The organism is Streptococcus suis, from assembly GCF_002960445.1.
GTDB classification, from domain to species: Bacteria; Bacillota; Bacilli; order Lactobacillales; family Streptococcaceae; genus Streptococcus; species Streptococcus hyiners.
In genome coordinates, this window is sequence record NZ_POJD01000358.1 from 149,065 (window position 1) to 175,710 (window position 26,646).

Consider the following 26,646-nt stretch of genomic DNA (forward strand, 5'->3'; position numbering starts at 1 on the left):
GCCAAAACCTCGCTCTATCTGGAGCGAGGTTTTTGAGTCATCTCTGCGATATAATCTAACTTGCTCTGTCGGCTGCGTTTCTTAAAGAGAGCCTCGGCGGACATGGCTTCCTGCTTACTAGCAAAGGCTTCTTGATAGAGTAGGCTGACAGGCAAGCGTGCGCGGGTGTACTTGGCCCCTTTCCCACGATTATGGGTAGCAAGCCGCTTCTCCACATCAGTCGTATAACCAGTATAAAGACTCCCGTCGGCACATTCTAAGACGTAAAAGTAGGCCTTATTTTCCATAATAAATCTCATGAATAGCAGGAGTATAGTCGCCGTTTTCCTCATGGACAACCAGAGGTGGCAGGATGTGCAGACCGTCCACCGAGCCGTCCTTGATAGCCTCAATCAGCAACATATTGGCCTCCTTGCTGGCCTTGGGATAGACAAACTGGATACGTTTGGGAGCCAGCTTGTAGGTTCTTAGTGTGTCCAAAATATCTAAAAATCGGTCGGGCCTGTGGACCATGGCCAAGCGACCATTGGATTTGAGTACCTGTTGGGCCACCTGGCAGATACTGTCTAGGTTGGTCGCGATTTCGTGTCTGGCCAGAAGATAATGCTCGCTTTCATTGAGGTTTGACTGTTTATCCACCTTGAAGTAGGGAGGATTGCAGAGCATCAAATCCACCTTGGACCGCAAATCATACTGGGGCAGGTTTGCCAAGTCATCATTGATAACCGAAACCCGTTCCTCCAGACCATTGAGGGTGATGGAACGTCGGTTCATGTCAGCAAGCCGTTCCTGCAACTCGACCTGAATAATCTGAGCCTTGGTGCGTGTGGAGGCAAAGAGGCCCACCGCCCCATTTCCACTACAAAGATCAACAATCAGCCCCTTCTGAGCAGGCATTTTTGGAAAACGTGAGAGGAGGACGCTGTCAATCGAGTAGCTAAACACCTCTCGATTTTGAATAATCTGAACATCTGTCGAGAAGAGCTGGTCAATCCGCTCTCCGTCTAATAACTCAATTTTTTGCATGATTTTATTATACCATCTTTATCAGAAAATCTCTGTCCATTTTGGAAGAAAAAAGAGCGAAGACCTCGCTCTCAACCATTAACTAAAAAATTCAATCCAAGCCCCGACCAGCAAGAAGGCGATACAGAGATAGATTTGCCAATTTGCTTTCAGGGTCCATTCTTTAGACCAAAAGGCACTACGGGCAGTACCGACCGTAGCAAAGAGCAAGAGTGTAAGCCAGAGGCTAGGTCCCTTATTTAGCCATTCTCCGATACTCCCCAGCAATAACAGTATCATGAGATAAAAATTCAAACTCCGATAATATTCTTTATTAAATTCCTTAAACATAGAAAAATCCTCACAATATAAATAAGTAAATGATTGTCCAACTGACAATAAAGCCAATGACTAGAAAAATCTGCCATGTTTTTTTAATCCAACTGCGTGGTTTAAAGAAGGCCAGATAGCCAGCATAGAGCCCGAGAGCAAGCTGGAGAAAACGGATAAACCAAAATGATCCACGTAGAGCAGCATCCATCACTTGTAGGATACAAATGATAGAGAAATAAAATTCCCAAGTCCGATAGAATTCTTTGTTGAATTTCTTAGACATAGTAAACTCCTTCTACTTACCCAAAATAAATTTCAGATAGATAATCACCACAATCAATCCGATATAGAAGATGTAGCCCATACGAGTGAGCTCCTTTTCTTCCTTGAAGAAGAAGGCCCGAATGGCATTGATAAAAATAATCAGACAGGCCAATAGGCTGTACCATGCAGGAGTTTGGGAAGGATCTAGCAAAATGTCTGAAAGAAAAAAACAAGTCCAAAAAATCATAGAATAAAAGGCACTGTACCGATAGAAATGCTTGTTAAACTGGAATTTCATATTCACTCACCTCTTTTTCTTTTATTATATCAAATAAATTATAGGTTCGAAAGTATTTATCGGTAAATCCAGTATGGTTATTGTTATAAAGATAAACTATAACAAGGCACCCTATTTTTCTATAAGCATTTTTTGAGGTTTTTCACACCAAATCGTTCATTTCATGCTAGACTAGATAGTGACTTAGATTGGAGAAATGGATATGACAGACTATAAGATTGATACCCTATTAGCCCGAACAGGGATTAACAATGATGAGAAAACAGGGGCCTTGATTTCCCCTATCCACCTTTCAACCACCTACCAGCATCCAGAATTTGGTCAATCAACAGGTTTCGACTACACACGAACAAAAAATCCTACTAGAGCTAGCTTGGAGAAAACCCTAGCTGCCATTGAAAAGGCTGACTATGCCCTAGTGACCAGCTCGGGTATGGCTGCTTTGGTCTTGCTTTTTAATGGTTTTCCAATTGGCAGTAAGGTGGTTGCGGCGCGTGACCTCTACGGTGGCTCTTTCCGCTGGTTCAACGAGCAGGAGCAGTTGGGGCGCTTTAGTTTCACCTATGCTAACACAGAAGAGAACTTGTTGGCTGCTATCACAGACCAGACAGACTATGTATTCCTGGAAACACCTACCAATCCTCTCATGGTTGAGTTTGACATTGCTAAGGTTTCGGCTGTCGCCCATGCCAAAGGTGCCAAGGTGATTGTCGATAACACTTTTTATAGCCCTATTTATCAAAATCCTCTCTTGCTTGGTGCCGATGTTGTCTTACACTCAGCGACCAAGTACCTGTCAGGGCATAATGACGTCCTAGCTGGCGTGCTCATGACCAATGACCAGGTCCTCTATGACAAGCTCTTTTATGACCAAAATACAACAGGGCCAACCCTCTCGCCACTAGATTCCTACCTGCTCATGCGTGGTCTGAAAACCCTCTCGCTGCGCATGGAACGAGCTACACACAATGCACAGAAAATTGTAGCCTATTTGGAGAATAGCCCAGCAGTCAAGCAGGTTTATTATACAGGCAAAGGGGGCATGATATCTGTGAAAGTTCTAGATGAAAGCCGCATTCCACATATTCTCAATACCTTGCAAGTCTTTACCTTTGCAGAAAGTTTGGGAGGAGTGGAAAGTTTGATTACCTACCCAGCTACCCAGACCCACGCAGATATTCCAGCTGCAACTCGTCATTCTTACGGACTGACAGATGATCTTCTTCGTTTGTCAATTGGTATCGAGGATGCGGAAGACTTGATTGCAGATTTGAAAACAGCCTTGGAGGGATAATATATGACCCAGTATGATTTTACAACAAGACCTGATCGATTGAGTCACCATTCAGAGAAGTGGAAGGCGAGTGAACAGGATCCAGAACTCTTACAACTTTGGGTTGCTGATATGGATTTTGAGCCCTTGCCTGAAATCCGCTCTGCCATTCGCCAGTATGCGGACCAACATATCTTTGGCTATCCCTATGCTAGCGACTCCCTCTTTCAATCCATTATTGACTGGGAAAAAGACCAACACGGCTATGAGGTTGGAAGAGAGAGTATCGTTTTAATTGAAGGAGTGGTACCGGCGCTTTCGGTCGCTATTCAGGCATTCACTGAAGAGGGGGATGCTGTTCTCATCAATACACCTGTCTATCCACCCTTTGCCCGCACGGTAAAATTAAACAATCGTCAGTTGGTGACTAATTCCTTGCGCGTGGAAAATGGCCAATTCCAAATTGATTTTGAGAAACTTGAACAGGATTTGATTGAACATCAGGTAAAACTTTATATCTTCTGTAATCCTCATAACCCTGGTGGTCGGGTTTGGACCAAGGAAGAAGTAGAAAGAGTTGGTCAACTCTGCCGTAAACATAAGGTCTTGCTGGTTTCAGATGAGATCCATCAAGATCTTGTTCTTTACGGAAATAAGCATCACAGTTTTAATACGGTTGATGCAGAATTCAGAGATTTTTCTATCATTTTATCTTCTGCCACCAAGACTTTTAATATTGCTGGTACCAAAAATAGCTTTGCCATCATTGAAAATCCAGACTTGAGAAAGGCTTTCACGAGGAGACAGTTGGTCAATAACCAACATGAAATTCCAGCGATTGGTCTTATAACGACTGAAACAGCCTTTCGCTACGGTCGACCTTGGTTAGCAGAATTGAAAACAATTCTTGAGAAAAACATCGACTTTGTGACGGACTATCTGACCCACCATACCAAGATAAAGGTCTTGAAACCACAGGGGACTTATCTGGTTTGGTTAGATTTCTCAGCTTACGATGTGGAACATGTTGAAATCCATCGAAAATTAAGAGAAGAGGCAAAAGTTGTCCTAAACGATGGCCAAACCTTTGGAAAAGAAGGACTCAATCATGCCCGACTCAACGCTGCAGCACCATTTGAAACTATAAAAGAAGCTTGTGAACGGATTGCAAGGGTATTTGGTTAGCATCAAAAAAGGATGTTCTGATTTCAAATCAGACATCCTTTTATTTTCATAAGGGAATCTATTGTTTTGCATACTGAGTGAGATTGAATTTCCGATAATCACTAGGACTCATATGATATTGGTTTTTAAATGCATTGCTGAAGGCAAGTGGATCAAAATATCCAACCGAATTCGCGATTTCCGTAATACTGAGTTCGGGATTAGCAAGTAGTTGACATGCGTGGTTCATCTTGACTTGAACAATGTAATCTTTGATAGAATATCCAGTTTCTTGTTTGAATATTTTGTATAGGTAGCTACGACTTAAGGCAAGTTGCTGAGCAATCTCAGAAACTTTAATTGGGTTGTTGTACTGAGTGTGAATGATTTTAATAGCATGATGGACGTAATTCTTGGCGAGAGTAGAGGATTCTTTCAATGACTCGTTTGGAAACTCTTGTACTAGGGCTGCAAGTAATTGATTCAAATGACCGATGAGAATGAGCTCAGTAATCATTGGTAATGATTGTACTTCTGTTTGATTGATGTCAATCATTTTTTTTAATATATCTGACTCAAGATGTGAATGTAAATAATAGTTTTCTAGTAGTCGCGTCTGAGAAAGGATCGTCTCAGCTCTAGAACCACTGAAACCCACCCAAGTATAAGTCCATGGATCTAATCCATCTGCTTGATAAAAAATAGATTGATTTTTTGGAAGTACAAAAATATCCCCTGCTGCTAATTCAGTTGTTTCACCATTGATTATAATCTTCCCTTTACCATTCGTAATAAAATGAAGGACATAGTTATTTCGAATGGTCGGTCCAAAGGAGTAGTTCTTGTCGCACTGTTCGGCACCATAATGGTCAACATTTAAGTCAAAATTATGACTGTCAAATTCATTATAGATATTCAAAATGTTCATGTTCGTTTCCGTCTCCTGTTAGGAAACATTATACCATATCCTAATAACAAAAAACCATTTATTTAAGCGCTTACATTTTGTAGAATAAAACATGTAAAAGAGATAGGAGGCGTGAACATGATTCAATATTTAGAAGAAAATCGCTTGTTCCACCTACAAACGAGAGAGTTTTCATATATTATTCAAATCTTGGAAACAGGGGATGTGGTTCATAGATATTTCGGAAAAAAGGTTAAACATTTTAGTCCGGGAAACAAAATCACATATCTAGATCGTTCTTTTTCACCCAGTCCGATTTCTGGCAACAGAACCTATTCGATGGATACCTTACAACAGGAATATTCTAGTAATGGCTTGGGTGATTTTCGAACAGCTGCCATTGACTTGCGAAATGAATTTGGTGTGGCCTTGGATTTAAAGTACAAGGGACACCGCATTCAAAGAGGAAAACCGACACTAGAAGGTCTGCCATCAAGTTTTGCGGCTGAGGATGAGGTAGAGAGTCTTGAGATTGATCTCTACGATCAGCTTACAGACATTACAGTTACCCTTCAATACTGTGTATTTGAGAATGCGAATTACCTCAGTCGCTCTGCGAACATTCACACTGGTCAGTATGCTACAAAAATCGAAAAGGCTTTGTCTTTTACCCTCGATTTTCCACATAAAGATTTTACAGTCCATAGCTTAGCTGGACGTTATGGTTACGAGAAAGAGTGGACACAAACACCATTAACCAAAGGAAAATTTTCTATTGGAAGTATTCGTGGTGCCTCAAGTCATTCAAAAACACCATTCTTAGCGTTGGCGGATCCAACAACAACCGAAGATAATGGTCATGTCTATGCTGCTCAATTAGTTTATAGTGGAAATTTCACTGGATTTGTAGAGGTGACACCACTAGAGACATGTCGTTGGGGCATGGGGTTAAATGATGAACAATTTAGTTGGGAGTTAAGCAATCATTCTAGTTTCCAAACACCTGAAGTACTCTTATCATTCACTGATAAAGGCTTAACTGGTATGACACAAGACAGTCATGAGTTCATAAAAAATCATATTGTTACTCCGAAGTTTAGTCATAAAGAACGCCCAATTCTCATTAACAACTGGGAAGGAACTTATTTTGACTTTACTGAAGATAAGATTGTAGAACTGGCTAAAACGGCTAGCCAAGTAGGAGTTGAGCTTTTTGTACTGGATGACGGCTGGTTTGGTAAACGAAACAATGATGAGAGTTCATTAGGCGATTGGAAAGTCAATTTGGAGAAATTGCCAAATGGCTTAAATGGTCTAGCAGATAGAATCAACCAACTTGGTATGGAATTTGGTCTGTGGTTTGAACCGGAAATGATTTCAATTGATAGTGATCTGTATAGGGAACATCCAGACTGGGCCATTCAAATTGACGGAAGACAACCAATTTACAGTCGTGAGCAACTGGTCTTGGATTTAACTAAGTCAGAAGTTTGTGATTATATTATTGATTCGGTCTCAAGCATATTGGAATCAGCTCCAATTAATTATGTAAAATGGGATATGAATCGTAATATCACAAGTATGTCACCTGTTTATGCAAATCATCAACGATTTGAATTTCATCATCGCTATATCTTAGGCCTCTATCAAGTGCTGGATACTATAACCAAGCGTTTTCCAGACATCTTATTTGAATCCTGTGCTGGTGGCGGTGGTCGAAATGATCTCGGGTTGCTCTACTATATGCCACAGGCTTGGGCTAGTGATAATACAGATGCGATTGGTCGAATTTCCATTCAAGAAGGAACGAGTTTGATTTTACCTGCCTCTTCTATGGGAGCACACGTGTCGGCTGTTCCAAACCACCAAGTCGGTCGAATTACCCCGCTTGCCACACGTGGGAATGTGGCCATGATGGGAGGAGCTTTTGGATATGAGTTGGATGTGACAAAGCTTGATCAGGAAGAACTAGAGGAGATTCGTCAGCAAGTTCAAACATACAAGTCTATCCGTTCAACAATTCAAGAAGGCTTGCTTTATCGCTTGAAAAAAACAAGCAATACATGGGCTACAAACTATGTGAACAAAGATAAAAGTCAAGCAGTATTTACATTTGTTAAGATACTGGCTCAATCAGAAGCTCCGCTTTTACAAGTTCAATTAAAAGGACTTGACCCAGATGCCTTGTATGAATGCCCTCAATTAGGGGAAACATTCTACGGGGATGAGTTAATGAACATTGGTCTCACAATGCCACATGTTCAAAAAGATTATTTTAGTGTACAATATATTTTTAACAAAATCTAGGAGGATTTTATAATGAAAATGAAAACATTTTTAAAATGTGCGTCAGTTTGTGCCTTTGCAAGCTTCTTGGTAGCTTGTGGGAACGCAAGTAGTGGTAGTGATAAGGTTGAGATTGAATATTTCTCACAAAAACCAGAAATGCAAGCAACTCTACAGGAAATTATTGATGAATTTGAGAAAGAAAATCCTACGATTGATGTTAAATTTTCAAATGTACCAGATGCAGGAACTGTTTTGAAAACCCGTATGGCCAACAATGAAGCGCCAGATGTGATTAACATTTATCCACAAAATGCGGACTTCAAAGCATATGCAGCGGATGGTCGTTTCCTAGAAATTGGTGATGATGCAGGTCTCAGTCATCTAAAAGATGGTGCTGTAACGCCTTATCTTGTTAATGAAAAAAATTACACCCTTCCTTTGACAGCTAATGCCTATGGTATCTACTATAACAAAGACAAATTCAAAGAACTGGGTCTTGAAGTTCCAACTACCTATGCAGAATTTGTAGCGTTGGTAGACAAAATCAAGGCTGATGGCAGTGCAGCACCATTTGCTCTTTCATTGAACGATGCTTGGTCCTTGAACGGTTACCATCAGTTGGCATGGGTAACTGTTGCAGGTGGATTTGATGGCGCAGAAGATATTCTAATCCGTAGTGCCAAAGGCGCAATTCAAGATGATGCGACTACAAAAGCAGTTCTAGAACGCTTACAACTGTTGACAGACAATGGACAAAAAGGGGCAACAGGCGCGCTCTATGCAGATGCGGTGGCAGCCTTTGCAGCAGGTGATGCTCTCATGCTTCCACAAGGTACTTGGGCAGCTACAGCTGTAAACCAACAAGAACCAGAATTTGAATATGGTATGTTTACATTCCCTGGTGATAAAGAAGGCGGCGACTATACCATTGGTGCAGCTGACCTTGCTCTATCTATTTCATCAGATACAGAGCACCCAGAAGAGTCTAAAAAATTCCTAGAATACCTCTCTCGTCCAGAAGTTCTCCAGAAATACTATGATGTAGATGGTTCACCAACTTCAGTTGAAGGTGTAGATACAGAAGGTAAGTTTGAAGAAACTGCTGGAGTGACGCAATATGCCTTCACTGACAAACATGTAGTTTGGTTGCAATCTGAGTGGGAATCAGAAGAAGAGTTTTGGAATATCACAGTTGAAGCTGTGAAAAATCCAAATTCTACAGAATTAGTTAAGAAACTAAATGCTTTCTTTGATCCGATGAAAAAATAAGACAAGAAAACTATAAGGAGGGCTAGATTAGCCTAGCTCTTCTTTATAGTTGCTTAGGGTTGGTTTGAAAATCCCCTAACTACTCCATTCAAACTGACCCTAAGCAACTATATTTTAGAAAAAAGGAGTACCATGATGAATCAAAAAGGTTTTATTGCCAAATATTGGCCCTATCTATTTGTTGCCATACCAATCGGTCTACAGCTAATATTTTTCTTCTATCCCTTATTTACGGGTATCTATTATAGCTTAACAGATTGGAATGGATTGACATCAGATTTCAGCTTGATTGGCGTTCAAAACTATCTAGATATCTTGAAGAATCCTGATTTTTATACGTCTATGACATTTACCGTTATCTTCACCATTGGTTTGGTCATCGGAGAAATTGTTATAGGGATTTGGTTGGCTAGTCTCCTCAATCGTAAGATTAAAGCTGTTGGTTTCTTTAGAACCTGGTATTTCTTCCCTGCGGTTCTTTCAACCGTTACTTTAGGCTTGATTTTTGTCCAATTGTTCAACTATGGTTTCACACAAATTGGAGAATTACTACATATTGATTGGTTGATGGAAAACTTGTTGGTACAGGAGCATACTGTTATTCCAGCAGTGATTTTTGTGGCACTTTGGCAAGGGTTGGCTATGCCAGTTATCATTTTCCTTTCTGGTTTACAAAGTATTCCAGAAGATGTGAAAGAAGCAGCTGCAATCGATGGAGCTACTCGTTCTCAACAATTTTTCAATATTGAACTTCCATTCTTATTACCATCTATCAGTATGGTTTTCATCTTGGCAATGAAGTCAGGTTTGACAGCATTTGACCTTATCTTTGCACTGACAAGTGGTGGTCCAGATGGCAAAACAGAATCCTTGGGTTTACTCGTTTACAACTATGCCTTTGTAGACAATAAATTCTCTTATGCCAATGCTTTGGCTGTAGTACTCTTCATCTTCATTATTGTCATCTCATTGATTCAGATGAGAATTTCGAAGAAATTTGAAATCTAGGAGGATAAACATGAATACTCAAAAACAGAAAAATTGGTGGGTCTATCTCGTGCTCTTCAGCGGTATTCTCTTCATGTTTATTCCGCTACTTGTGACGATAATAAGTTCGTTCAAACCAACTAAGGAAATCACGAGCAACTTCTTTGGTCTTCCTGAAAATTTCACCTTAAATAACTACGAACGTTTGTTTAATGATGGGATTGTACAATATTTTGGCAATTCAGCCTTGATTACGATTGTAGCAGTTGGCTTGATTCTACTTGTTATTCCAATGGCAGCTTTCGCCGTAGCCCGTCAAATGAAACGCCAGACAGTGTTTAATTTTATCTACTTTTTCTTAATTATTGGGATTTTTGTACCTTTCCAAGTGATTATGCTCCCAATGACCAAATTAATGTCAAGCCTTGGTTTGAACAATATTGTCGGTTTGATTATTCTATATTTGACTTATGCAGTTCCTCAGGCCCTCTTCCTCTACGTTGGCTATATTAAGACCATTGTACCTGAGGAAATGGATGAAGCGGCAGCTATTGATGGCTGTGATAAATTTACTATGTATTGGAAAATTATTTTCCCACTCATGAAACCTATGCATGCAACCGTTTTGATTATCAATGCCCTCTGGGTCTGGAACGATTTCCTCTTGCCTTTACTAGTATTGAACCGTGATCAAAGCATGTGGACCTTGCCACTTTTTCAATACAATTACCAAGGTATGTATTTCAGCGATTATGGACCATCATTTGCATCCTATGTGGTGGGAATTATCCCAATCTTATTGGTATACCTTGTCTTCCAGAAACATATTATTTCAGGTATGACAAGTGGTTCTGTCAAATAATTACAAAGGTTGACTTGTTCAACCTTTTCTAAAAAATGAAAAAGAAAAGGCTTACAAAGGAGAATATCGATGAAAATTAAAAACCAAGCTATGTTGATTACCTATTCTGATAGTTTAGGTAAGAATCTCAAGGATTTGAAAAAAGTTCTTGAGGGACCATTAAAGGATGTTGTGGGAGGTATTCACATTCTACCATTCTTCCCATCATCAGGTGACCGTGGGTTTGCACCAATGGATTATACAAAGGTGGACCCTGCATTTGGAGATTGGTCAGATATTGAAGCATTGAGCAAGGACTATTATCTGATGTTCGATTTTATGATCAATCATATTTCTGCAAAATCTCCTTATTTCCTTGATTTTCTTGAAAAGAAAGATGAATCAGCTTATGCGGATTTGTTTATTCGCTATAAAAACTTTTGGCCAAATGGTGAGCCAACGCAAGAAGATGTTGATTTGATCTATAAGCGTAAACCTCGTGCCCCATATCGAATTGCAACATTTGCTGATGGTAGCGAGGAGAAGGTATGGTGTACCTTTGATGAACAGCAGATTGACTTGGATGTGACTACAGAGACAACACGCTGTTTCATCCAAGAAAATCTGGAACAGTTGGCAGATCATGGTGCTTCGATTATTCGTTTGGACGCCTTTGCTTATGCTAATAAAAAAATCGGAACCAACTGTTTCTTTGTGGAGCCTGATATTTGGGAAATGCTCCATTTTCCACGTCAGTTATTGGCTCCAAAAGATGTAGAAATCTTACCAGAAATTCATGAACACTACACCATTCAGCAAAAAATTGCGGAACAGGATTATTATGTTTATGACTTTGCCTTGCCAATGCTGGTTCTCCACGCTTTGTATTCAGGTCATGTCAATCGTCTGGTTCACTGGATGGAGATTTGCCCACGCAAGCAATTTACAACTCTTGATACACATGATGGAATTGGTGTTGTGGACGTTAAGGATTTGCTGACGGATGAGGAGACAGAGGAAACGCGTGAAGCCTTGTATGCACAAGGTGCCAATGTGAAGAAAATTTATAGTACAGAAGCCTATAATAATTTGGATATTTATCAGATTAACTGTACTTATTATTCTGCCCTCGGCAATAACGATCAAGCTTACCTATTAGCGCGTGTTCTCCAATGTTTTGCACCAGGTATTCCACAGATTTACTATGTTGGTTTACTAGCAGGTGAAAATGATATTGAACTTTTAGAATCAAGTAAGGAAGGTCGCAATATCAATCGCCATTACTATGATTTGGATGAAATTGAGCAGGAAGTGCAACGTCCTGTGGTACAATCCTTGTTCAAACTCCTTAAATTCCGCAATACAAGTCCAGCTTTCGACGGAGAGTTCTCTGTTAAGATGTTGGATGAAACAAGTATGGAAATTTTCTGGCATAATCAAGATGCAGGGGTATCTGCCCGCCTAACAGCAAACCTAAAAGAAAAATCCTTTGAAATTGTTGAAATAGAAGAGGGCAAAATGACCACAATTGAGTTATAATATGATTATATAGAAAGAGGGGATCCCCCTTTTTCTTGCTTCAATAAGATTGTGCTGAAAGGATTAATCAAATGTCAGAAATACAAAAAACAGATTGGTGGAAGAAGTCCGTCATTTACCAAATTTATCCTCGTAGTTTTCAAGATTCAAATGGAGATGGAGTAGGGGATATTCGAGGGATTATCAGCCGATTAGATTATCTTCACGAGCTTGGAATTGATGCTATTTGGCTCAGTCCTGTTTATCAGTCCCCCATGGATGACAATGGTTACGACATCAGTGACTACCAAGGAATTGCTCCAGAATTTGGGACCATGGAAGATATGGAAGAGCTGATTGCAGAAGGCCATAAGCGCAATATCAAAATAATCATGGATTTGGTGCTCAATCATACCTCGGATGAACATTTCTGGTTTCAAGAAGCCCTCAAAGGACCAGATAATCCCTATTATGATTATTATGTTTGGGCTGATGAGCCGAATGAATTACGCTCGACCTTCTCAGGCTCTGCATGGGAATACGTTCCACATCTGAACAAATACTATCTCCACCAATTCTCTGTTAAGCAACCTGATTTGAACTGGAAAAATCCTGCTCTAAAACAAGAAATATGGGATATGATCAATTTTTGGATTGAAAAAGGTGTCGGCGGTTTCAGGCTAGATGTGATTGATTTGATTGGAAAAGAACCGGAAAAATTAATTACAGCCGATGGACCGACTCTCCATCCTCTTATTCAGGAATTAAATGAGAAAACCTTTGGTGCTTACGACTTAGTGACTGTTGGGGAAACCTGGAGTGCAAATCCAGAAAATGCTCAGTTGTATTCTCATCCTGACCGAAAAGAATTTTCGATGATTTTCCAATTTGAACATGTCGGACTGGATCAGCAGGAAGGGAAAGAGAAGTGGGATTTAGCACCGCTTGATCCAGCACGTTTGCATAAGGTTCTATCCAAATGGCAGACTGAACTGGTTGGTAAAGGCTGGAACTCGCTTTTCTGGAATAACCACGATTTACCTCGTGCCATTTCTCGCTTCGGTGACGATAGACCTACATTTCGCGAGTTAAGCGGAAAAATGTTGGCTATTTATCTTCATTTTATGTCAGGGACACCTTATATCTACCAAGGTGAGGAAATTGGTATGATTAATACGCCAATTACAGATATTAGCCAAGCGGACGATATCGAAACACGTCGCATGTATGCGGAACGGATTGAAAATGGCTATACCAAGAATGAGTTGATTACCTCTATAAATGCCAAAGGTCGAGATAACGCTCGCCGTCCAATGCAATGGACAGGAGCAGAAGGAGCAGGCTTCAGTACAGGTCAAGCCTGGCTGGCTTTGGGAGATACTGTCAAAGACATCAACGTTGAAAAAGCACTTGCAGACAAACAATCGCTTTTCTATACCTATCAAAAATTAATCGCTCTTCGGAAAGAATATCCTTGTATGTCTGAAGGAAAATATGAAGTGATTGAGACAGGGAACGACTTGGTAATGGCTTATCGTAAATATGATGAACAGGATGATTTCATTATTTTAGTCAATTTCACAAGTGAAGAGCAAGCGTACGAGTTATCACTTGAGGACTATTCCTTGTTTATGCATAATTACGATAATAAAGTAATTTTTGATAAGTCTGTATTGAGACCTTACGAAGCCATTGTTTTCAAAAAATAAATGGTACTTCTTTTCTTCTTTCAAGCAATTTTCCGATTTTTTTGGTAAAATAGAAAAAACAAAAAAGAGAGGTTTTATCATCATGGGGAAATTCCAAGTCATTTCACACCCGCTCATTCAGCATAAGTTGTCAATCCTTCGTCGTACATCGACTTCAACAAAGGATTTTCGTGAGTTGGTAAATGAGATTGCCATGCTTATGGGTTACGAAGTTTTGCGTGACTTGCCACTTGAAGATGTGGAAATTGAAACACCAATTACTAAGACGGTTCAAAAGCAAATTGCTGGTAAGAAATTGGCCATTGTACCAATCCTTCGTGCAGGTGTTGGAATGGTTGATGGTTTGCTTAGCCTTGTACCAGCTGCAAAGGTTGGGCATATCGGTATGTACCGTGATGAAGAAACCCTTCAACCAGTTGAATACCTTGTGAAATTGCCAGAAGACATTGACCAACGCCATATTTTGGTAGTTGATCCAATGCTTGCCACAGGTGGTTCAGCTATCCTTGCAGTGGATTCGTTGAAAAAACGTGGCGCTTCAAATATCAAATTTGTCGCCCTTGTTTCAGCGCCAGAAGGTGTCAAAGCTCTTCAAGAAGCTCACCCAGATATCGACATCTACACTGCGGCCTTGGATGAAAAACTCAATGAAAAAGGCTATATCGTTCCAGGTCTTGGCGATGCTGGTGACCGTTTGTTCGGTACAAAATAATGATACTAGAAACCAGTTTGTCTGGTTTCTTTTTTCATCTATTGAAAACGTGGTTTTTATTTGACCAATGTTGACTAATTCTATATAATGGGTTCATACTTGTTATTGAAATGAAGGAGGATTCGTATGATTCCAGTAGTTATTGAACAAACCAGTCGTGGAGAGCGTTCGTATGATATTTATTCGCGTTTGCTTAAAGACCGTATTATCATGTTGACAGGACCAGTTGAAGACAACATGGCAAACTCTATCATTGCCCAGTTGCTTTTCCTTGATGCCCAAGACCCTACCAAAGATATTTACCTATATGTAAATACCCCTGGTGGATCTGTGTCAGCAGGTCTTGCTATTGTTGATACCATGAACTTTATCAAGGCTGATGTGCAAACCATCGTTATGGGGACAGCAGCTAGCATGGGAACGATCATTGCCTCAAGTGGTGCCAAAGGCAAACGTTTCATGTTGCCAAATGCAGAATACATGATTCACCAACCAATGGGTGGAACTGGTGGTGGTACCCAGCAAACGGATATGGCCATCGCTGCAGAACACTTGCTCAAAACCCGTAACAAATTGGAAAAAATCTTGGCAGACAATTCTGGTAAAACTGTGAAACAAATTCACAAGGATGCCGAGCGCGATTACTGGATGACAGCAGAAGAAACACTAGCTTACGGATTTATTGACCAAATTATGGACAATACAAAAACAAAATAAGCGGATGAGGAGGCGTTTGAGCCTCCTTTTTCCATTCCGCTAAGTTTGACCTTTTCATTTTCCTCTGAAAAAGGTATAATAAAACAAGAGAAGTTTTAGAGGAGAAATCATGTTTGAGAAGAGAGAACGGACCTGCCTAACTGTGTATTTGCATTACAATCGAGATGCTAGAAAGCTAAATCAGTACGGAGATATCCATTATCATTCAAAGAAATTGCGTTATGTTCTGATTTATTTGGATATGGATCAGTCTGAGCTTATCATCCAAAAATTAAAAAAGGAAAAATTTGTTAAGAGGGTTCTTCCTTCCTATATTAAGGAGCTAGATCAAAATTTCGTTGGTAGCTTGTGGCGGGAAGAGGAACCAATTATTTAATGGTGAAATGAGTGAGTAGTCAAGGTTGGGTCTACTCGCTTTTTTGTGGAAAAATATTTTTTTAAAAATTTTTCTTTTTTTGTTGACAATTTTCTGATAATTCAGTATATTAGATACATCGCAAAATTTAAGAAAGATTTAAGGAGTTTTCATGAAAACAAGAAAATTTGCAGTAGCTCTTGCTACCTTTGCCTCAGCAGCCCTGCTTGCTGCCTGTGGTACCGTTTCATCAACAAATAGCTCAGCACAAGGTGCTGCTATCGGTGATACTTTCAAGATTGGTTATAACTTGGAGTTGTCAGGTGCCGTATCATCTTATGGTCAAAATGAAGAAAAAGGTGCAAACCTTGCTGTCAAAGAAATCAATGCAGCTGGTGGTATCGGTGGTAAGCAGATTGAAGTTATCACTAAAGATAACAAATCTGAAACTGCAGAAGCGGCAACAGTTGCAACTAGTTTGGCAAGTGAAGGAGCAAATATTGTAATTGGTCCTGCAACATCTGGTGCAGCAGCAGCTTCTATTCCCGCTTTGACGTCAGCAGGTGTTCCAATGATTACACCTTCTGGTACACAAACAAACTTGGTTGTAAATGACAAAGGTGAAGTACAAGACTACTTCTTCCGTGCAACCTTTACAGATGGATACCAAGGTCAAGTAATGGCTAAGTATGCGACAGAAAACTTGTCAGCTAAGAAAGTTGTTCTTTACTATGACAACTCTTCTGACTATGGTAAGGGTGTAGCAGAAGCCTTCAAGAAAGCTTACGCAGGTGAGATTGTTTCTGAAATCACATTTGCTTCAGGCGATAAAGATTTCCAAGCAGCTTTGACTAAATTGAAAGATGCTGAGTTTGATGCAATTGTTATGCCAGGTTACTACAATGAAACTGGTACAATCGTTAAACAAGCACGTGGTCTAAGTATCACCCAACCAGTCCTTGGTTCAGATGGTTTCGACTCACCACAGTTCACTGAATTGGCAACTGCTTCAGCAGCAACAAACGTTTACTACCTTTCAGGTTATGTAACTTCAGCTAGTGATAAAGCGAAAGCTTTCAGCGAAGCTTATAAGAAAGAATACAACGAAGAGCCAAATATGTTTGCAGCCCTTGCTTATGATGCAGTTTATATGGCAGCAAAAGCAGCAGAAGGTGCAGCAGATTCAAAAGCTCTTAAAGACAACCTTGCAGCTTTGAAAGATTTCGAAGGTGTAACAGGTACTATGTCAGTTGATGCAGAGCACAATGTTGTGAAATCAGTTTACATTGTTGGTTTGACAGATGGAGAGCAGACATCAGTTGATACAATTTCAGCAGAATAATAAGCAAGTTAAAGAGGGAATTTCCCTCTTTTTCCCTTGAATTGACTAGCCTATTTTTAAAAGATTAAAAAATATAATAAAACTTGCCTATTTTCAGAAAATTTTGTATAATGTAACAATGCTTATTGAGCTTGAAAAATATTTAGAAAGATTGGTGAACCTATGCTTCAACAACTTGTCAATGGTTTGATTCTTGGTTCTGTATATGCCCTCTTGGCCCTTGGTTATACCATGGTGTACGGAATTATCAGACTGATTAACTTTGCCCACGGGGACCTCTACATGATGGGAGCCTTTATGGGTTACTTCCTATTGAATAATTTAACCTTTATTGCAGATGGTAGCCTCCGTTTCTTTGTTGCCTTAGTCTTGGCAATGGTTGGAACAGCTACTCTTGGTGTGGTCATTGAATTTTTGGCCTATCGTCCATTGAGAAACTCAACTCGTATTGCGGCCTTGATTACAGCCATCGGTGTTTCCTTCTTCTTAGAATATGGAATGATTAAATTATTTTCAGCTGATGTAAAAGCCTTTCCACAAGCTATGGAGGCTGTGACCTTCAATCTTGGTCCAGTTTCAGTGACCAATATCCAGTTGATTATCCTAGGAGTAGCCTTGACCTTGATGGTTGCTCTGCAATTGATTGTAAAACGTACCAAGATGGGTAAAGCCATGCGTGCTGTTTCTGTGGATAGCGATGCGGCGCAATTGATGGGGATTAACGTAAACCGTACTATTAGCTTTACATTTGCGCTGGGTTCAGCACTTGCTGGTGCTGCAGGTGTTCTCCTTGGTCTTTACTACAACCAAATCGAGCCTTTGATGGGTATGACTCCTGGTTTGAAGGCCTTCGTAGCAGCGGTACTTGGAGGTATCGGTATTATTCCTGGTGCTGCTCTGGGTGGTTTCGTTATCGGTATTATTGAAACATTTACCTATGTGATTGGTTTGGATACATTCCGTGATGCAATTGTGTATACAGTATTGATTGTCATCCTCTTGGTGCGTCCAAGCGGTATCCTTGGTAAGAACGTGAAAGAGAAGGTGTAACCATGAAGCAAAATCTTAAAGTGAATGCAATCTGGTTGGCTATCTTATTGGCTGGTTTTGGTCTTATTCAAGGCTTAGTTGCAGCTGGTATTCTCAACTTCTACTATATTCAGATTGTACAACAAATCGGAATTCAAATTATCTTGGCAGTGGGTCTAAACCTCATTGTTGGATTCTCAGGTCAGTTCTCTCTTGGTCATGCTGGTTTCATGGCCATTGGTGCTTACGCAGTGGGTATTCTTGGTAAGATGATGCCAACTTATGGTGGCTTCGCTATCGCCTTGCTTGTCGGTATGTTGCTTGCGGGCGCTGTTGCCCTCTTGGTTGGTCTGCCAACCCTTCGTTTGAAAGGTGACTACCTTGCCATTGCGACCCTTGGTGTTGCTGAAATTATCCGTATTTTGATTATCAATGGTGGTAGTGTCACAAACGGTGCGGCTGGTATCATGTCTATTCCTCTCTTTACTAGCTGGCCTTTGGTTTATATTTTTGTGATTATCACAACTCTTGTAACGGTCAACTTCTTGCGTAGTCCTATGGGACGTGCAACTATTTCTGTTCGTGAAGATGAGATTGCAGCAGAATCAGTTGGTGTTAACCCAACATTTGTGAAGGTATCTGCCTTTGTATTCGGTGCTATGACAGCGGCTATTGCAGGTGGTCTTCATGCAGGTTATGTAGGTACCATCGTTCCTAAAGACTTCGCTTTCATGACATCTGTTAACGTTTTGATCATCATCGTATTGGGTGGTTTGGGTTCTATCACAGGTACCTTTGTGGCAGCGATTGTACTTGGTATCTTGAACGTATTCCTCAAGAGCTACTCAGACATCGCCATGATTATCTACTCATTGGCCCTTATCCTCTTGATGATCTTCCGTCCAGGCGGTTTGTTGGGAACTAAGGAATTTAGCGTGGCAGCCCTACTCAAGAAGAAGGAGGTTAAGTAATGGCATTGCTAGAAGTAAAAAATTTAACCAAAAACTTCGGTGGTTTGACTGCCGTTGGTGATGTGACCATGGAACTTCATGAGGGTGAATTGGTCGGTCTTATCGGTCCTAACGGTGCTGGTAAGACAACCCTTTTCAACCTTTTGACAGGTGTTTATGAGCCAAGCGAGGGAACAATCTCCCTTGCTGGTACTATTTTGAATGGTAAGGCTCCTTCTAAGATTGCCTCTCTTGGTCTTGGTCGTACCTTCCAAAACATCCGTTTGTTCAAAAATATGACAGTTTTGGAAAATGTCTTGATTGGTCTTGGTAATCATGGTAAAGCAGAAGTCTTGGCAAGTTTCCTTCGTTTGCCTGCCTTCTACAAAAATGAAGAAGAGTTGAAAAACAAGGCGATTGACCTCTTGAAAATTTTCGATTTGGATGGCGATGCGGATACGCTGGCTAAGAACCTTCCTTACGGTCAACAACGTCGTTTGGAAATCGTTCGCGCCCTTGCGACCGATCCGAAAATTCTTTTCTTGGATGAGCCAGCGGCTGGTATGAACCCGCAGGAAACGGCAGAATTGACCCAACTCATCCGTAAAATTAAGGAAGAATTTGGTATCACCATTATCTTGATTGAACACGATATGAGCTTGGTCATGGAAGTTACTGAGCGTATCTATGTATTGGAATACGGTCGCTTGATTGCCCACGGTACTCCTGAAGAAATTCGCAATAACAAGCGTGTAATTGAAGCCTACCTTGGAGGTGAAGCATAATGGCAATGTTAGAAGTTAAAAATCTTTCTGTCAACTATGGCGTTATCGAAGCTGTAAAAGATGTCAGTTTCGAGGTCAACGAGGGAGAAGTTGTAACCTTAATTGGTGCCAATGGTGCTGGTAAAACCTCTATCCTCCGTACCATTTCAGGTCTTGTCCGTCCGTCAGCTGGAACGATTTCTTTCCTAGGAAATGAAATTCAAAAAGTTCCTGCCCGTAAAATCGTTGCGGACGGTTTGTCACAAGTACCAGAAGGTCGTCATGTCTTTGCAGGCTTAACCGTTATGGAAAACTTGGAAATGGGTGCCTTCCTTCGCAACAACCGTGAAGAAAACCAAGCTAACTTGAAAAAAATCTTCGCACGTTTCCCACGTTTGGAAGAACGGAAGAACCAAGATGCCGCTACCCTTTCAGGTGGTGAGCAACAAATGCTTGCTATGGGACGGGCATTGATGAGCCAACCAAAGCTCTTGCTCCTTGATGAGCCGTCAATGGGCTTGGCGCCAATCTTCATTCAAGAAATTTTTGATATCATCCAAGATATCCAAAAACAAGGAACAACCGTTCTCTTGATCGAACAAAACGCCAACAAAGCACTTGCTATCGCAGACCGCGGCTATGTACTAGAAACAGGAAAAGTCGTCCTCTCAGGAACAGGAAAAGAACTCCTCGCCTCAGAAGAAGTTAAAAAAGCATATCTGGGTGGCTAAAAAGGTCCGGGGGACCTTTTTAGGTTGGAAATGAGAAACGCCGGCAGGCGTTTTTCTTTATATCAAGGTCCGGGGGACCTTTTTAGGTTGGAAATAGGAAAACCAGTAACGCAAGTTGCTGGTTTGTCCCCCGAGGCTGACGCCTCATTTTAGGTTGGAAATGAGAACCGCTGGTAAGCGGTTTTCTTTATAAATGGGTTACCCACGTTTTAAGTTGGAGATGAGAAACGCCGGCAGGCGTTTTTCTTTAAATCAAAATTGGGCTGTTTTAATCGGGAAATAGGAAAAACAGCAATGCATGTTGCTGGTTTGTCCGTAACCCTGACGGGTTGTTTTAGGTCGGAAATAGGGACCGTCGGCAGACGGTCTTTCCTTTTATTCATTTTTTGGACCTTTTTAGGTTGGAAATGGGAAACGTCGGTAGGCGTTTTTCTTTAAATCAAGGTCCGGTGGAGTGAACTATTTCAGCCTGAGCCTAGAAAGGAAATAGCGAAGGGTTAGGTTGGAAATAGGGACCGTCGGCAGATGGTCTTTCCTTTTATTCATTTTTTGGACCTTTTTAGGTTGGAAATGAGAAACGCCGGTAGGCGTTTTTCTTTATGTCAAGGTCCGGTGGAGTGAAATAGTTCGCTGAACTATTTCAGCCTGAGCCTAGAAATGAAATAGCGAAGGTTTAGGTTGGAAATAGGAAAACCAGCAATGTATGTTGCTGGTTTGTCCTTAACCCTGACGGGTTGTTTTAGGTCGGAAATGAGAACCGCTGGTAAGCGGTTTTCTTTATAAATGGGTTCCCCCACGTTTTAAGTTGGAGATGAGAAACGCCGGCAGGCGTTTTTCTTTAAATCAAAATTAGGCTGTTTTAATCGGGAAATAGGAAAACCAGTAACGTATGTTGCTGGTTTGTTCTCCGAGGTTGACACCTCATTTTAGGTTGGAGATAGGACAAGAAAAAGTCTTTCGAGGATTTTTATTTATTTTTAGGATAGGCTGTTTTAGTAGGGAAATAGGAAGTTGAGGTAGACAATCTGCTTGGTTTTATATTCCAATTCTTCAACGTGGAAAGTTGACTTCCTTGCCAAGTCAGTCTTCTTATGCTAGACTGTCATAGTAGAAATGGAGATAGAATGAAACAGAGATTATCGCTTATTGGATTGTTGCTTGTCATTATTTTGACAGTCGTTCTTTCTTTGGCTAATCGTCAGGAAGTTGTTGTCAATTACTTGTTCGGCCAATTTAGAATGCCCTTGATTTTGGTGATAATTGGCTCGCTCTTGATTGGTATGTTCATTCAATACTTACTTGGATTGACTAAGAATATGTCATTGAAAAGTGAGATTAAGAATTTGAAAAGAGAGTTGTCAGAAATCCCAGTTTTGCAAAAGGAAGAACATTCTGATAGGATAAACTAGATTGAGTTAATTATGTGGAATTATGTATAAACCACATTGAAATGATAAGGAGAAATGATGTTTACCAAAGAATTTGGATTGATGTTTTATGTGGATGATGTTGCTGCTGAGAAGGCTTTTTGGACTGCGGCTGGTTTTGTGATTGTGAATGAAGCTGAGATGATGGGCTATGAAACTTTTGATATGCAGCCACATCCAGAAGCTACTACGACTATTACTGTCTATGCTAACGAATTTATTCGTCAAGTATCACCAGAAGTAATCGATATGAAGCCAAGTATCTTGTTTGAAACAGATGATATTGAGGGGCTTCAAAAACGTATCTCTGGCTTGACAGATACGTGTAGCGCAGTCAATGCAGAACCCTTCCCTAACTTTAATTTTGCCAGCCCAAGTGGTCATTACTTTGCGGTGAAGGGATAGGTTCATCAAAATAGCGTATCAATCAGCGGTTTTCTATCGCTGATTTTTTGTTACAAAATAACAGAATTGCATCAGACAGTATGTATTTTGGGGCTATAGTGTGGTAAAATAGTTTTTGTAATACCTATTTGTATTTTAGGAGAGAGATATGAAACTTCTAAATAGATTTGCATATATATATATATATCAAAGCAATCTAAAACACTTGTTCAATTCTATAGTAAACAAAACCTGCCAGTCTTGGCAGGCTTTTTGCGTTGTCGAAAGGCTGGTGTCTAGATGACTTGGAAACACCTTATGCTAGACATACCAGTCTATGCACCAGAACTCTTGGAAGAAATGAAAGCCATAGAGGAATACCAAGTAGGCTTGCTAGAAAAACTAGAAAGACAGGACAATGCCTTGGAGTTGGAGGCTGTTTACCAAGTGGAACAAGCCCGCCTGACCGATATTGTCAAAGGCTATCTGGACATCAAGCGTAAGCCTGACCACTATGCCCAAGCAGAGCAGAAATTGGCAGATGCCCACGGTCAGTTAATCGGTTTCCGTAAGCATCTCCACAAACTCTTGCAAAAGGTCAATGAAGAGGATTTGAAAGATTTTCAAGTCAGTCTACGTTTACTACCTGGTCAACGGGAGCTGGTTGACCCTCAGGCTCTTTATCAGACCAAGAAGCCTGCCAATGAGCTACAGATAGAAGATGAACTCATCCGCCATCTGACCAGCGGAGAGAGTCAGTGGGTCTATCGTCCTGAACTCAATAGTGAAGAGCTCCTTTGGTCCAACTTTTTCGCCAAGCTAGAGGCTAATAACGTCCGCTATTTAGCTGACCATCCTCTGACAGACCAAGAAAAACACCAAATCAAGAACCAACTCAACTTTGTCAATTTCTACGAAGCAGCCAAGTGGCTGGCAGGTGAGAATGGCATTGCAAAGGTGCAAGTCCAACGAGAAGATGCCAGTCTAGGCACCATCCGATTGGAAGTCATCTGGCGACACAATGTTGCTGGGGGTAAGTCCAGCTATGAAGTCGTCAACCAAGTTGTGACAGGTGGTGATGCTGCCAGACAAAGACGGGGTGATGTGACCCTCTTGATTAACGGCCTTCCCATGATTCAGATTGAGCTCAAGAGCCGTTCCCATCCCTATATGGATGCCTTCCGTCAAATTCGCAAATATGAACAAGAAGGTCAGTTTAAGGGTATCTTTTCAAGCCTGCAGATGTTTGTGGTGTCAAATATCACGGAAACCCGCTACATAGCAGCAGCCAAGGAATCCAAGCTCAACGACCGCTTCTTGACCAAATGGGTGGATAAGCACAATCAAGCCCAGCCCCATCTTTTTGACTTTGCCAGAGAGGTTCTATCCATTCCCATGGCTCACCAATTGGTCATGCAATATTCGGTGATTGACGACGACAAAAAAGCCCTTATCCTGCTTCGTCCCTATCAGATCCATGCCATAGAAGCCATCCGAGAAGCCAGTCGTCTTCGTCAGTCGGGCTATATTTGGCACACTACTGGTTCAGGTAAGACCCTGACTTCCTACAAGGTGGCACGCAATCTCCTGCAAATTCCATCTATTGAGAAGACCATTTTTGTCATAGATAGGACAGACCTTGACCAGCAGACCACCGCTGCCTTTCTATCCTACGCGGAAAATGACATGATAGATATTGACCAGACGGATGACACTCAGCACTTGTTGAAAAATCTGTTTTCAGAAGACCGCCGTGTCGTGGTCACCACTATTCAAAAACTCAATACCCTCCTGCGTCAATTTGAAGAAGGACAGCACGAGAAATTCCACCAGCGTATTAAGAATCTCAATCTAGCTTTTGTTGTGGACGAATGCCACCGGGCTGTCACCCCTGAACGCCAGCGGATTTTGGAACAGTTCTTTGTCAACTCGCTTTGGTATGGCTTTACAGGTACTCCTATTTTCAAGGAGAACAAGCGGGAGCAAAAAGGTGATTTAGCCCAGACGACAGAAGAACAGTATGGGCCATGTCTCCATGAATACACAGTCAAAGAAGCCATCCATGACCGAGCTGTTCTTGGTTTCCAAGTGGAATACCAGACCACCATGCCTGGCTGGGCTGAGGATGAAATCGAAGACGAGTTTTACGATGATGAACGGCACATGCTGACGGTTTTGGATGCTATTTTAAACAAATCCAAACGCAAACTTGGTTTCCAAAACGGTGTAGGGAAAACCTACGAGGGCCTACTGACTGTCAAGTCCATCGCCCGTGCCCAAGCCTACTATGACCTGATACAAGAAGTCAAGGCAGGACATAAGAGCCTGACGATTTCGGAAGCAGTCAAAAAAGTCTTGCCTGATTTTCCAAAAGTTGCCATCACCTACTCAGTATCTGAAAATGAAGAGTCTTCCTTTGCTAATCAAGACTACATGAGCAAGAGCTTGGAGGATTACAATGCCATGTTTGGTACGCATTTCACTCTGGCGACCCTTGGTTCCTATAATACTGACCTCAACGAACGCTTGGCTCGGAAAAAAGACAAGTATGCCTTCCGTGAGGAGCAGTTGGACTTGGTTATTGTAGTGGATCGCTTGCTGACGGGATTTGATGCTCCGTGCTTGTCTACCATTTTCATGGACAGACAGCCTATGAAACCCCAGCACATCATCCAAGCCTTTTCACGGACCAACCGTCTCTTTGACGAGGGCAAGAAGTTTGGACAAATCGTCACCTTCCAGACCCCAGAACGCTTTAAGGAAAAGGTTGACGAAGCCCTCAGTCTCTACTCAAATGGCGGTGAGTTTGCGGTGCTGGCCCCGACTTGGTTGGAAGAAAAAGCCAAGTTCAAGGAAAAAGTTCAGCAGTTGCTGGCTATTGCCCCAAGTCCTGAAATGACACCAGACCTAGATGCCAGCAGTGATGCCGAGTTGAAACGCTTTGCCAAGGCCTTTCAGGAATTTGACAAGCTCTTTGCCTCCATACAGGTCTATGCCGACTACGAGCAAGAGGATGTTCTCAAGGAAATCGGGCTTAGTCTGGAGGATATTGAGAATTTTTCTGGACAATACCAAAATGTCATTGAAGAACTCCGCAGACGGCGGAAGGATGACGAGGGCATAGAAGATACGCCTTTTGATATTGAATACGAGCTGGAATCTGTCCGTACGGATGAAATCAATTACCACTATATCATCTCTCTCATCCAGAACCTGATTGACAGTAAAAATCAAGTCATTCCTGATAAGGAGAAAAAGATGGTGGACAACTACATCGCCGACTTAGACAAGACCAATCCCAAACTCTCCCAACTCATCTCAAAAATCTGGCAGGAAGCCCAAACCAATACCCAAGATTACAAGGGCCAATCCATTGCCCACAAGTTAGACGAGATGATTGACCTAACCATCCGTGAGCAAGTCGTATCCACCGCACGAGATTGGTGTGTTGGCGAAGACGAACTCCAGTTTATCGTGGACAACTACCGAGTCGGCAAGGACAAGCAAATCGGCGAAAAAGCCCTGGTCGATACCTACGACTATACAAGTTACAAGGAAAACAAGGGCGACCAAGCCCTCAACAAGCTCAAATACAAAACATACTAAGATTAGTAGTGAGGAAATCTCCGACGGGAGAAAGTACTCACTACTTTTTCTTTATGATAAAGTAGAGGTGTCTTGTTAAGTCGTAGGGCTTTTTGACGCTAGACGTCGCATCAAAAACTGGCAAGGCACCTGTTTTAGAAAGAATGTTATCAAAGTATGTGGGACGCCAGACGTCGAGTATTGAAAATGACATCACTAAAACAAGGAATCATTCAAGACAAAGAGGTAATATCATGCGAGTAGTATTTGGGATTGATGTGAGTAAGGCAAGTTCAGAAGTGGCCATTCTAGTCAATGGTGAAAAAGTTCATGGCTATACCATGTCCAATGACGCCTTAGGCTTTGCTCGGCTACTTGGCGATTTGAGAACCGTCCATAAGCCAGAAATCATCTTTGAAGCAACAGGTGTCTACTCTCGCCGTCTCCAAGCTTTTCTGGATGAACATGGCTACGCTTATACACGACTTAATCCCTTAGAAGCTAAGAAGCAACTGGATAGCTTGCGTGTGCGGAAAACAGATCAAATTGACGCCGAAAAACTGGCTCAATCTCAGTTTGTACTGAATCGTAAATCGACGTATGTCCAAGAAGAAGTCTACCAAAACTTGCGGGATCTAAGTCGTTTCTATCAGAATCTGACCGAGGATATTGTTCGAGCTAAAAACCGCCTGCACAAGGTCTTACAGGTCACTTTCCCTGAATTGGAAAATATCTTATCAACACCAACTGGTGAACAATACTGGAACTTAGTTATAGCTTTTCCTTGTAAGGT

Annotated in this window: 26 protein-coding genes; 20 read left to right on the forward strand and 6 right to left on the reverse strand. The window is 41.3% G+C overall.

Annotated features, from left to right (window positions below):
* Window positions 1–14: 14 nt before the first annotated feature.
* The 5 genes from C1G53_RS11940 to C1G53_RS11960 form a co-directional block, all read right to left on the reverse strand.
* Window positions 15–287, reverse strand: a complete 273-nt coding sequence (locus tag C1G53_RS11940) for a GIY-YIG nuclease family protein (protein WP_105118788.1) — start codon at window positions 285–287, stop codon at window positions 15–17.
* Window positions 277–1,026, reverse strand: a complete 750-nt coding sequence (locus C1G53_RS11945) for a tRNA1(Val) (adenine(37)-N6)-methyltransferase (protein WP_105118789.1) — start codon at window positions 1,024–1,026, stop codon at window positions 277–279. Before C1G53_RS11945 ends, C1G53_RS11940 begins: the two co-directional genes overlap by 11 nt.
* A gap of 78 nt (window positions 1,027–1,104) precedes the next feature.
* A complete protein-coding gene (locus C1G53_RS11950; RefSeq protein WP_105118790.1) occupies window positions 1,105–1,356 on the reverse strand; it encodes a hypothetical protein in 252 nt (83 codons plus the stop codon).
* Between the two features lie 10 nt (window positions 1,357–1,366).
* On the reverse strand, window positions 1,367–1,621 hold the full coding sequence (locus C1G53_RS11955) for a hypothetical protein (RefSeq protein ID WP_105118791.1): 255 nt from the start codon (window positions 1,619–1,621) through the stop codon (window positions 1,367–1,369).
* A gap of 12 nt (window positions 1,622–1,633) precedes the next feature.
* A complete protein-coding gene (locus C1G53_RS11960) occupies window positions 1,634–1,900 on the reverse strand; it encodes a hypothetical protein (RefSeq protein WP_105118792.1) in 267 nt (88 codons plus the stop codon).
* Between the two features lie 202 nt (window positions 1,901–2,102).
* On the opposite strand from C1G53_RS11960, the gene C1G53_RS11965 reads away from it, so the two are divergent.
* Entirely contained in the window at window positions 2,103–3,194 is a 1,092-nt protein-coding gene (locus C1G53_RS11965) for a cystathionine gamma-synthase (RefSeq protein WP_105118793.1), read from the forward strand.
* Window positions 3,195–3,197: 3 nt separating this feature from the next.
* Window positions 3,198–4,358 (forward strand): MalY/PatB family protein, encoded by a 1,161-nt coding sequence (locus C1G53_RS11970; protein WP_105118794.1) that lies wholly within the window; start codon window positions 3,198–3,200, stop codon window positions 4,356–4,358.
* Between the two features lie 58 nt (window positions 4,359–4,416).
* Here the strand turns inward: C1G53_RS11970 and C1G53_RS11975 are convergent, their stop codons facing one another.
* On the reverse strand, window positions 4,417–5,265 hold the full coding sequence (locus C1G53_RS11975) for an AraC family transcriptional regulator (RefSeq protein WP_105118795.1): 849 nt from the start codon (window positions 5,263–5,265) through the stop codon (window positions 4,417–4,419).
* 117 nt (window positions 5,266–5,382) lie between these two features.
* On the opposite strand from C1G53_RS11975, the gene C1G53_RS11980 reads away from it, so the two are divergent.
* The 18 genes from C1G53_RS11980 to C1G53_RS12065 form a co-directional block, all read left to right on the forward strand.
* Entirely contained in the window at window positions 5,383–7,551 is a 2,169-nt protein-coding gene (locus C1G53_RS11980) for an alpha-galactosidase (protein ID WP_238139148.1), read from the forward strand.
* 12 nt (window positions 7,552–7,563) lie between these two features.
* Complete coding sequence (locus C1G53_RS11985; RefSeq protein ID WP_105118797.1) at window positions 7,564–8,802, forward strand: extracellular solute-binding protein; 1,239 nt, start codon at window positions 7,564–7,566, stop codon at window positions 8,800–8,802.
* Window positions 8,803–8,937: 135 nt separating this feature from the next.
* On the forward strand, window positions 8,938–9,810 hold the full coding sequence (locus C1G53_RS11990; protein ID WP_161941432.1) for a carbohydrate ABC transporter permease: 873 nt from the start codon (window positions 8,938–8,940) through the stop codon (window positions 9,808–9,810).
* Window positions 9,811–9,820: 10 nt separating this feature from the next.
* A complete protein-coding gene (locus C1G53_RS11995) occupies window positions 9,821–10,651 on the forward strand; it encodes a carbohydrate ABC transporter permease (protein ID WP_009910491.1) in 831 nt (276 codons plus the stop codon).
* A 69-nt stretch (window positions 10,652–10,720) separates the two neighbouring features.
* Window positions 10,721–12,169 (forward strand): sucrose phosphorylase, encoded by a 1,449-nt coding sequence (gene gtfA, locus C1G53_RS12000; RefSeq protein WP_105118799.1) that lies wholly within the window; start codon window positions 10,721–10,723, stop codon window positions 12,167–12,169.
* Window positions 12,170–12,240: 71 nt separating this feature from the next.
* The gene (locus tag C1G53_RS12005) at window positions 12,241–13,857 is read left to right on the forward strand and encodes a glycoside hydrolase family 13 protein (protein ID WP_105118800.1); all 1,617 of its coding nucleotides are present in this window, start codon (window positions 12,241–12,243) and stop codon (window positions 13,855–13,857) included.
* Window positions 13,858–13,939: 82 nt separating this feature from the next.
* Complete coding sequence (gene upp, locus C1G53_RS12010) at window positions 13,940–14,569, forward strand: uracil phosphoribosyltransferase (protein WP_105107882.1); 630 nt, start codon at window positions 13,940–13,942, stop codon at window positions 14,567–14,569.
* A 126-nt stretch (window positions 14,570–14,695) separates the two neighbouring features.
* Window positions 14,696–15,286, forward strand: a complete 591-nt coding sequence (locus C1G53_RS12015) for an ATP-dependent Clp protease proteolytic subunit (RefSeq protein ID WP_105118801.1) — start codon at window positions 14,696–14,698, stop codon at window positions 15,284–15,286.
* Window positions 15,287–15,395: 109 nt separating this feature from the next.
* The gene (locus C1G53_RS12020; RefSeq protein WP_105118802.1) at window positions 15,396–15,662 is read left to right on the forward strand and encodes a YlbG family protein; all 267 of its coding nucleotides are present in this window, start codon (window positions 15,396–15,398) and stop codon (window positions 15,660–15,662) included.
* A gap of 151 nt (window positions 15,663–15,813) precedes the next feature.
* On the forward strand, window positions 15,814–16,983 hold the full coding sequence (locus C1G53_RS12025) for an ABC transporter substrate-binding protein (protein WP_105118803.1): 1,170 nt from the start codon (window positions 15,814–15,816) through the stop codon (window positions 16,981–16,983).
* 162 nt (window positions 16,984–17,145) lie between these two features.
* Entirely contained in the window at window positions 17,146–18,033 is an 888-nt protein-coding gene (locus C1G53_RS12030) for a branched-chain amino acid ABC transporter permease (RefSeq protein WP_105118804.1), read from the forward strand.
* A 2-nt stretch (window positions 18,034–18,035) separates the two neighbouring features.
* Complete coding sequence (locus C1G53_RS12035) at window positions 18,036–18,983, forward strand: branched-chain amino acid ABC transporter permease (protein ID WP_105118805.1); 948 nt, start codon at window positions 18,036–18,038, stop codon at window positions 18,981–18,983.
* Window positions 18,983–19,747, forward strand: a complete 765-nt coding sequence (locus tag C1G53_RS12040; protein ID WP_105107888.1) for an ABC transporter ATP-binding protein — start codon at window positions 18,983–18,985, stop codon at window positions 19,745–19,747. The genes C1G53_RS12035 and C1G53_RS12040 overlap by 1 nt, the downstream gene beginning before the upstream one ends.
* A complete protein-coding gene (locus C1G53_RS12045) occupies window positions 19,747–20,457 on the forward strand; it encodes an ABC transporter ATP-binding protein (protein ID WP_002937288.1) in 711 nt (236 codons plus the stop codon). Before C1G53_RS12040 ends, C1G53_RS12045 begins: the two co-directional genes overlap by 1 nt.
* A gap of 1,124 nt (window positions 20,458–21,581) precedes the next feature.
* A complete protein-coding gene (locus C1G53_RS12050; RefSeq protein WP_161941429.1) occupies window positions 21,582–21,866 on the forward strand; it encodes a LapA family protein in 285 nt (94 codons plus the stop codon).
* A 57-nt stretch (window positions 21,867–21,923) separates the two neighbouring features.
* Complete coding sequence (locus C1G53_RS12055; protein ID WP_105118807.1) at window positions 21,924–22,289, forward strand: glyoxalase; 366 nt, start codon at window positions 21,924–21,926, stop codon at window positions 22,287–22,289.
* A gap of 279 nt (window positions 22,290–22,568) precedes the next feature.
* Window positions 22,569–25,874, forward strand: a complete 3,306-nt coding sequence (locus C1G53_RS12060) for a type I restriction endonuclease subunit R (protein ID WP_105118808.1) — start codon at window positions 22,569–22,571, stop codon at window positions 25,872–25,874.
* 233 nt (window positions 25,875–26,107) lie between these two features.
* On the forward strand, window positions 26,108–26,646 hold a 539-nt coding region (locus C1G53_RS12065; RefSeq protein ID WP_153046728.1), incomplete at its 3' end, for an IS110 family transposase.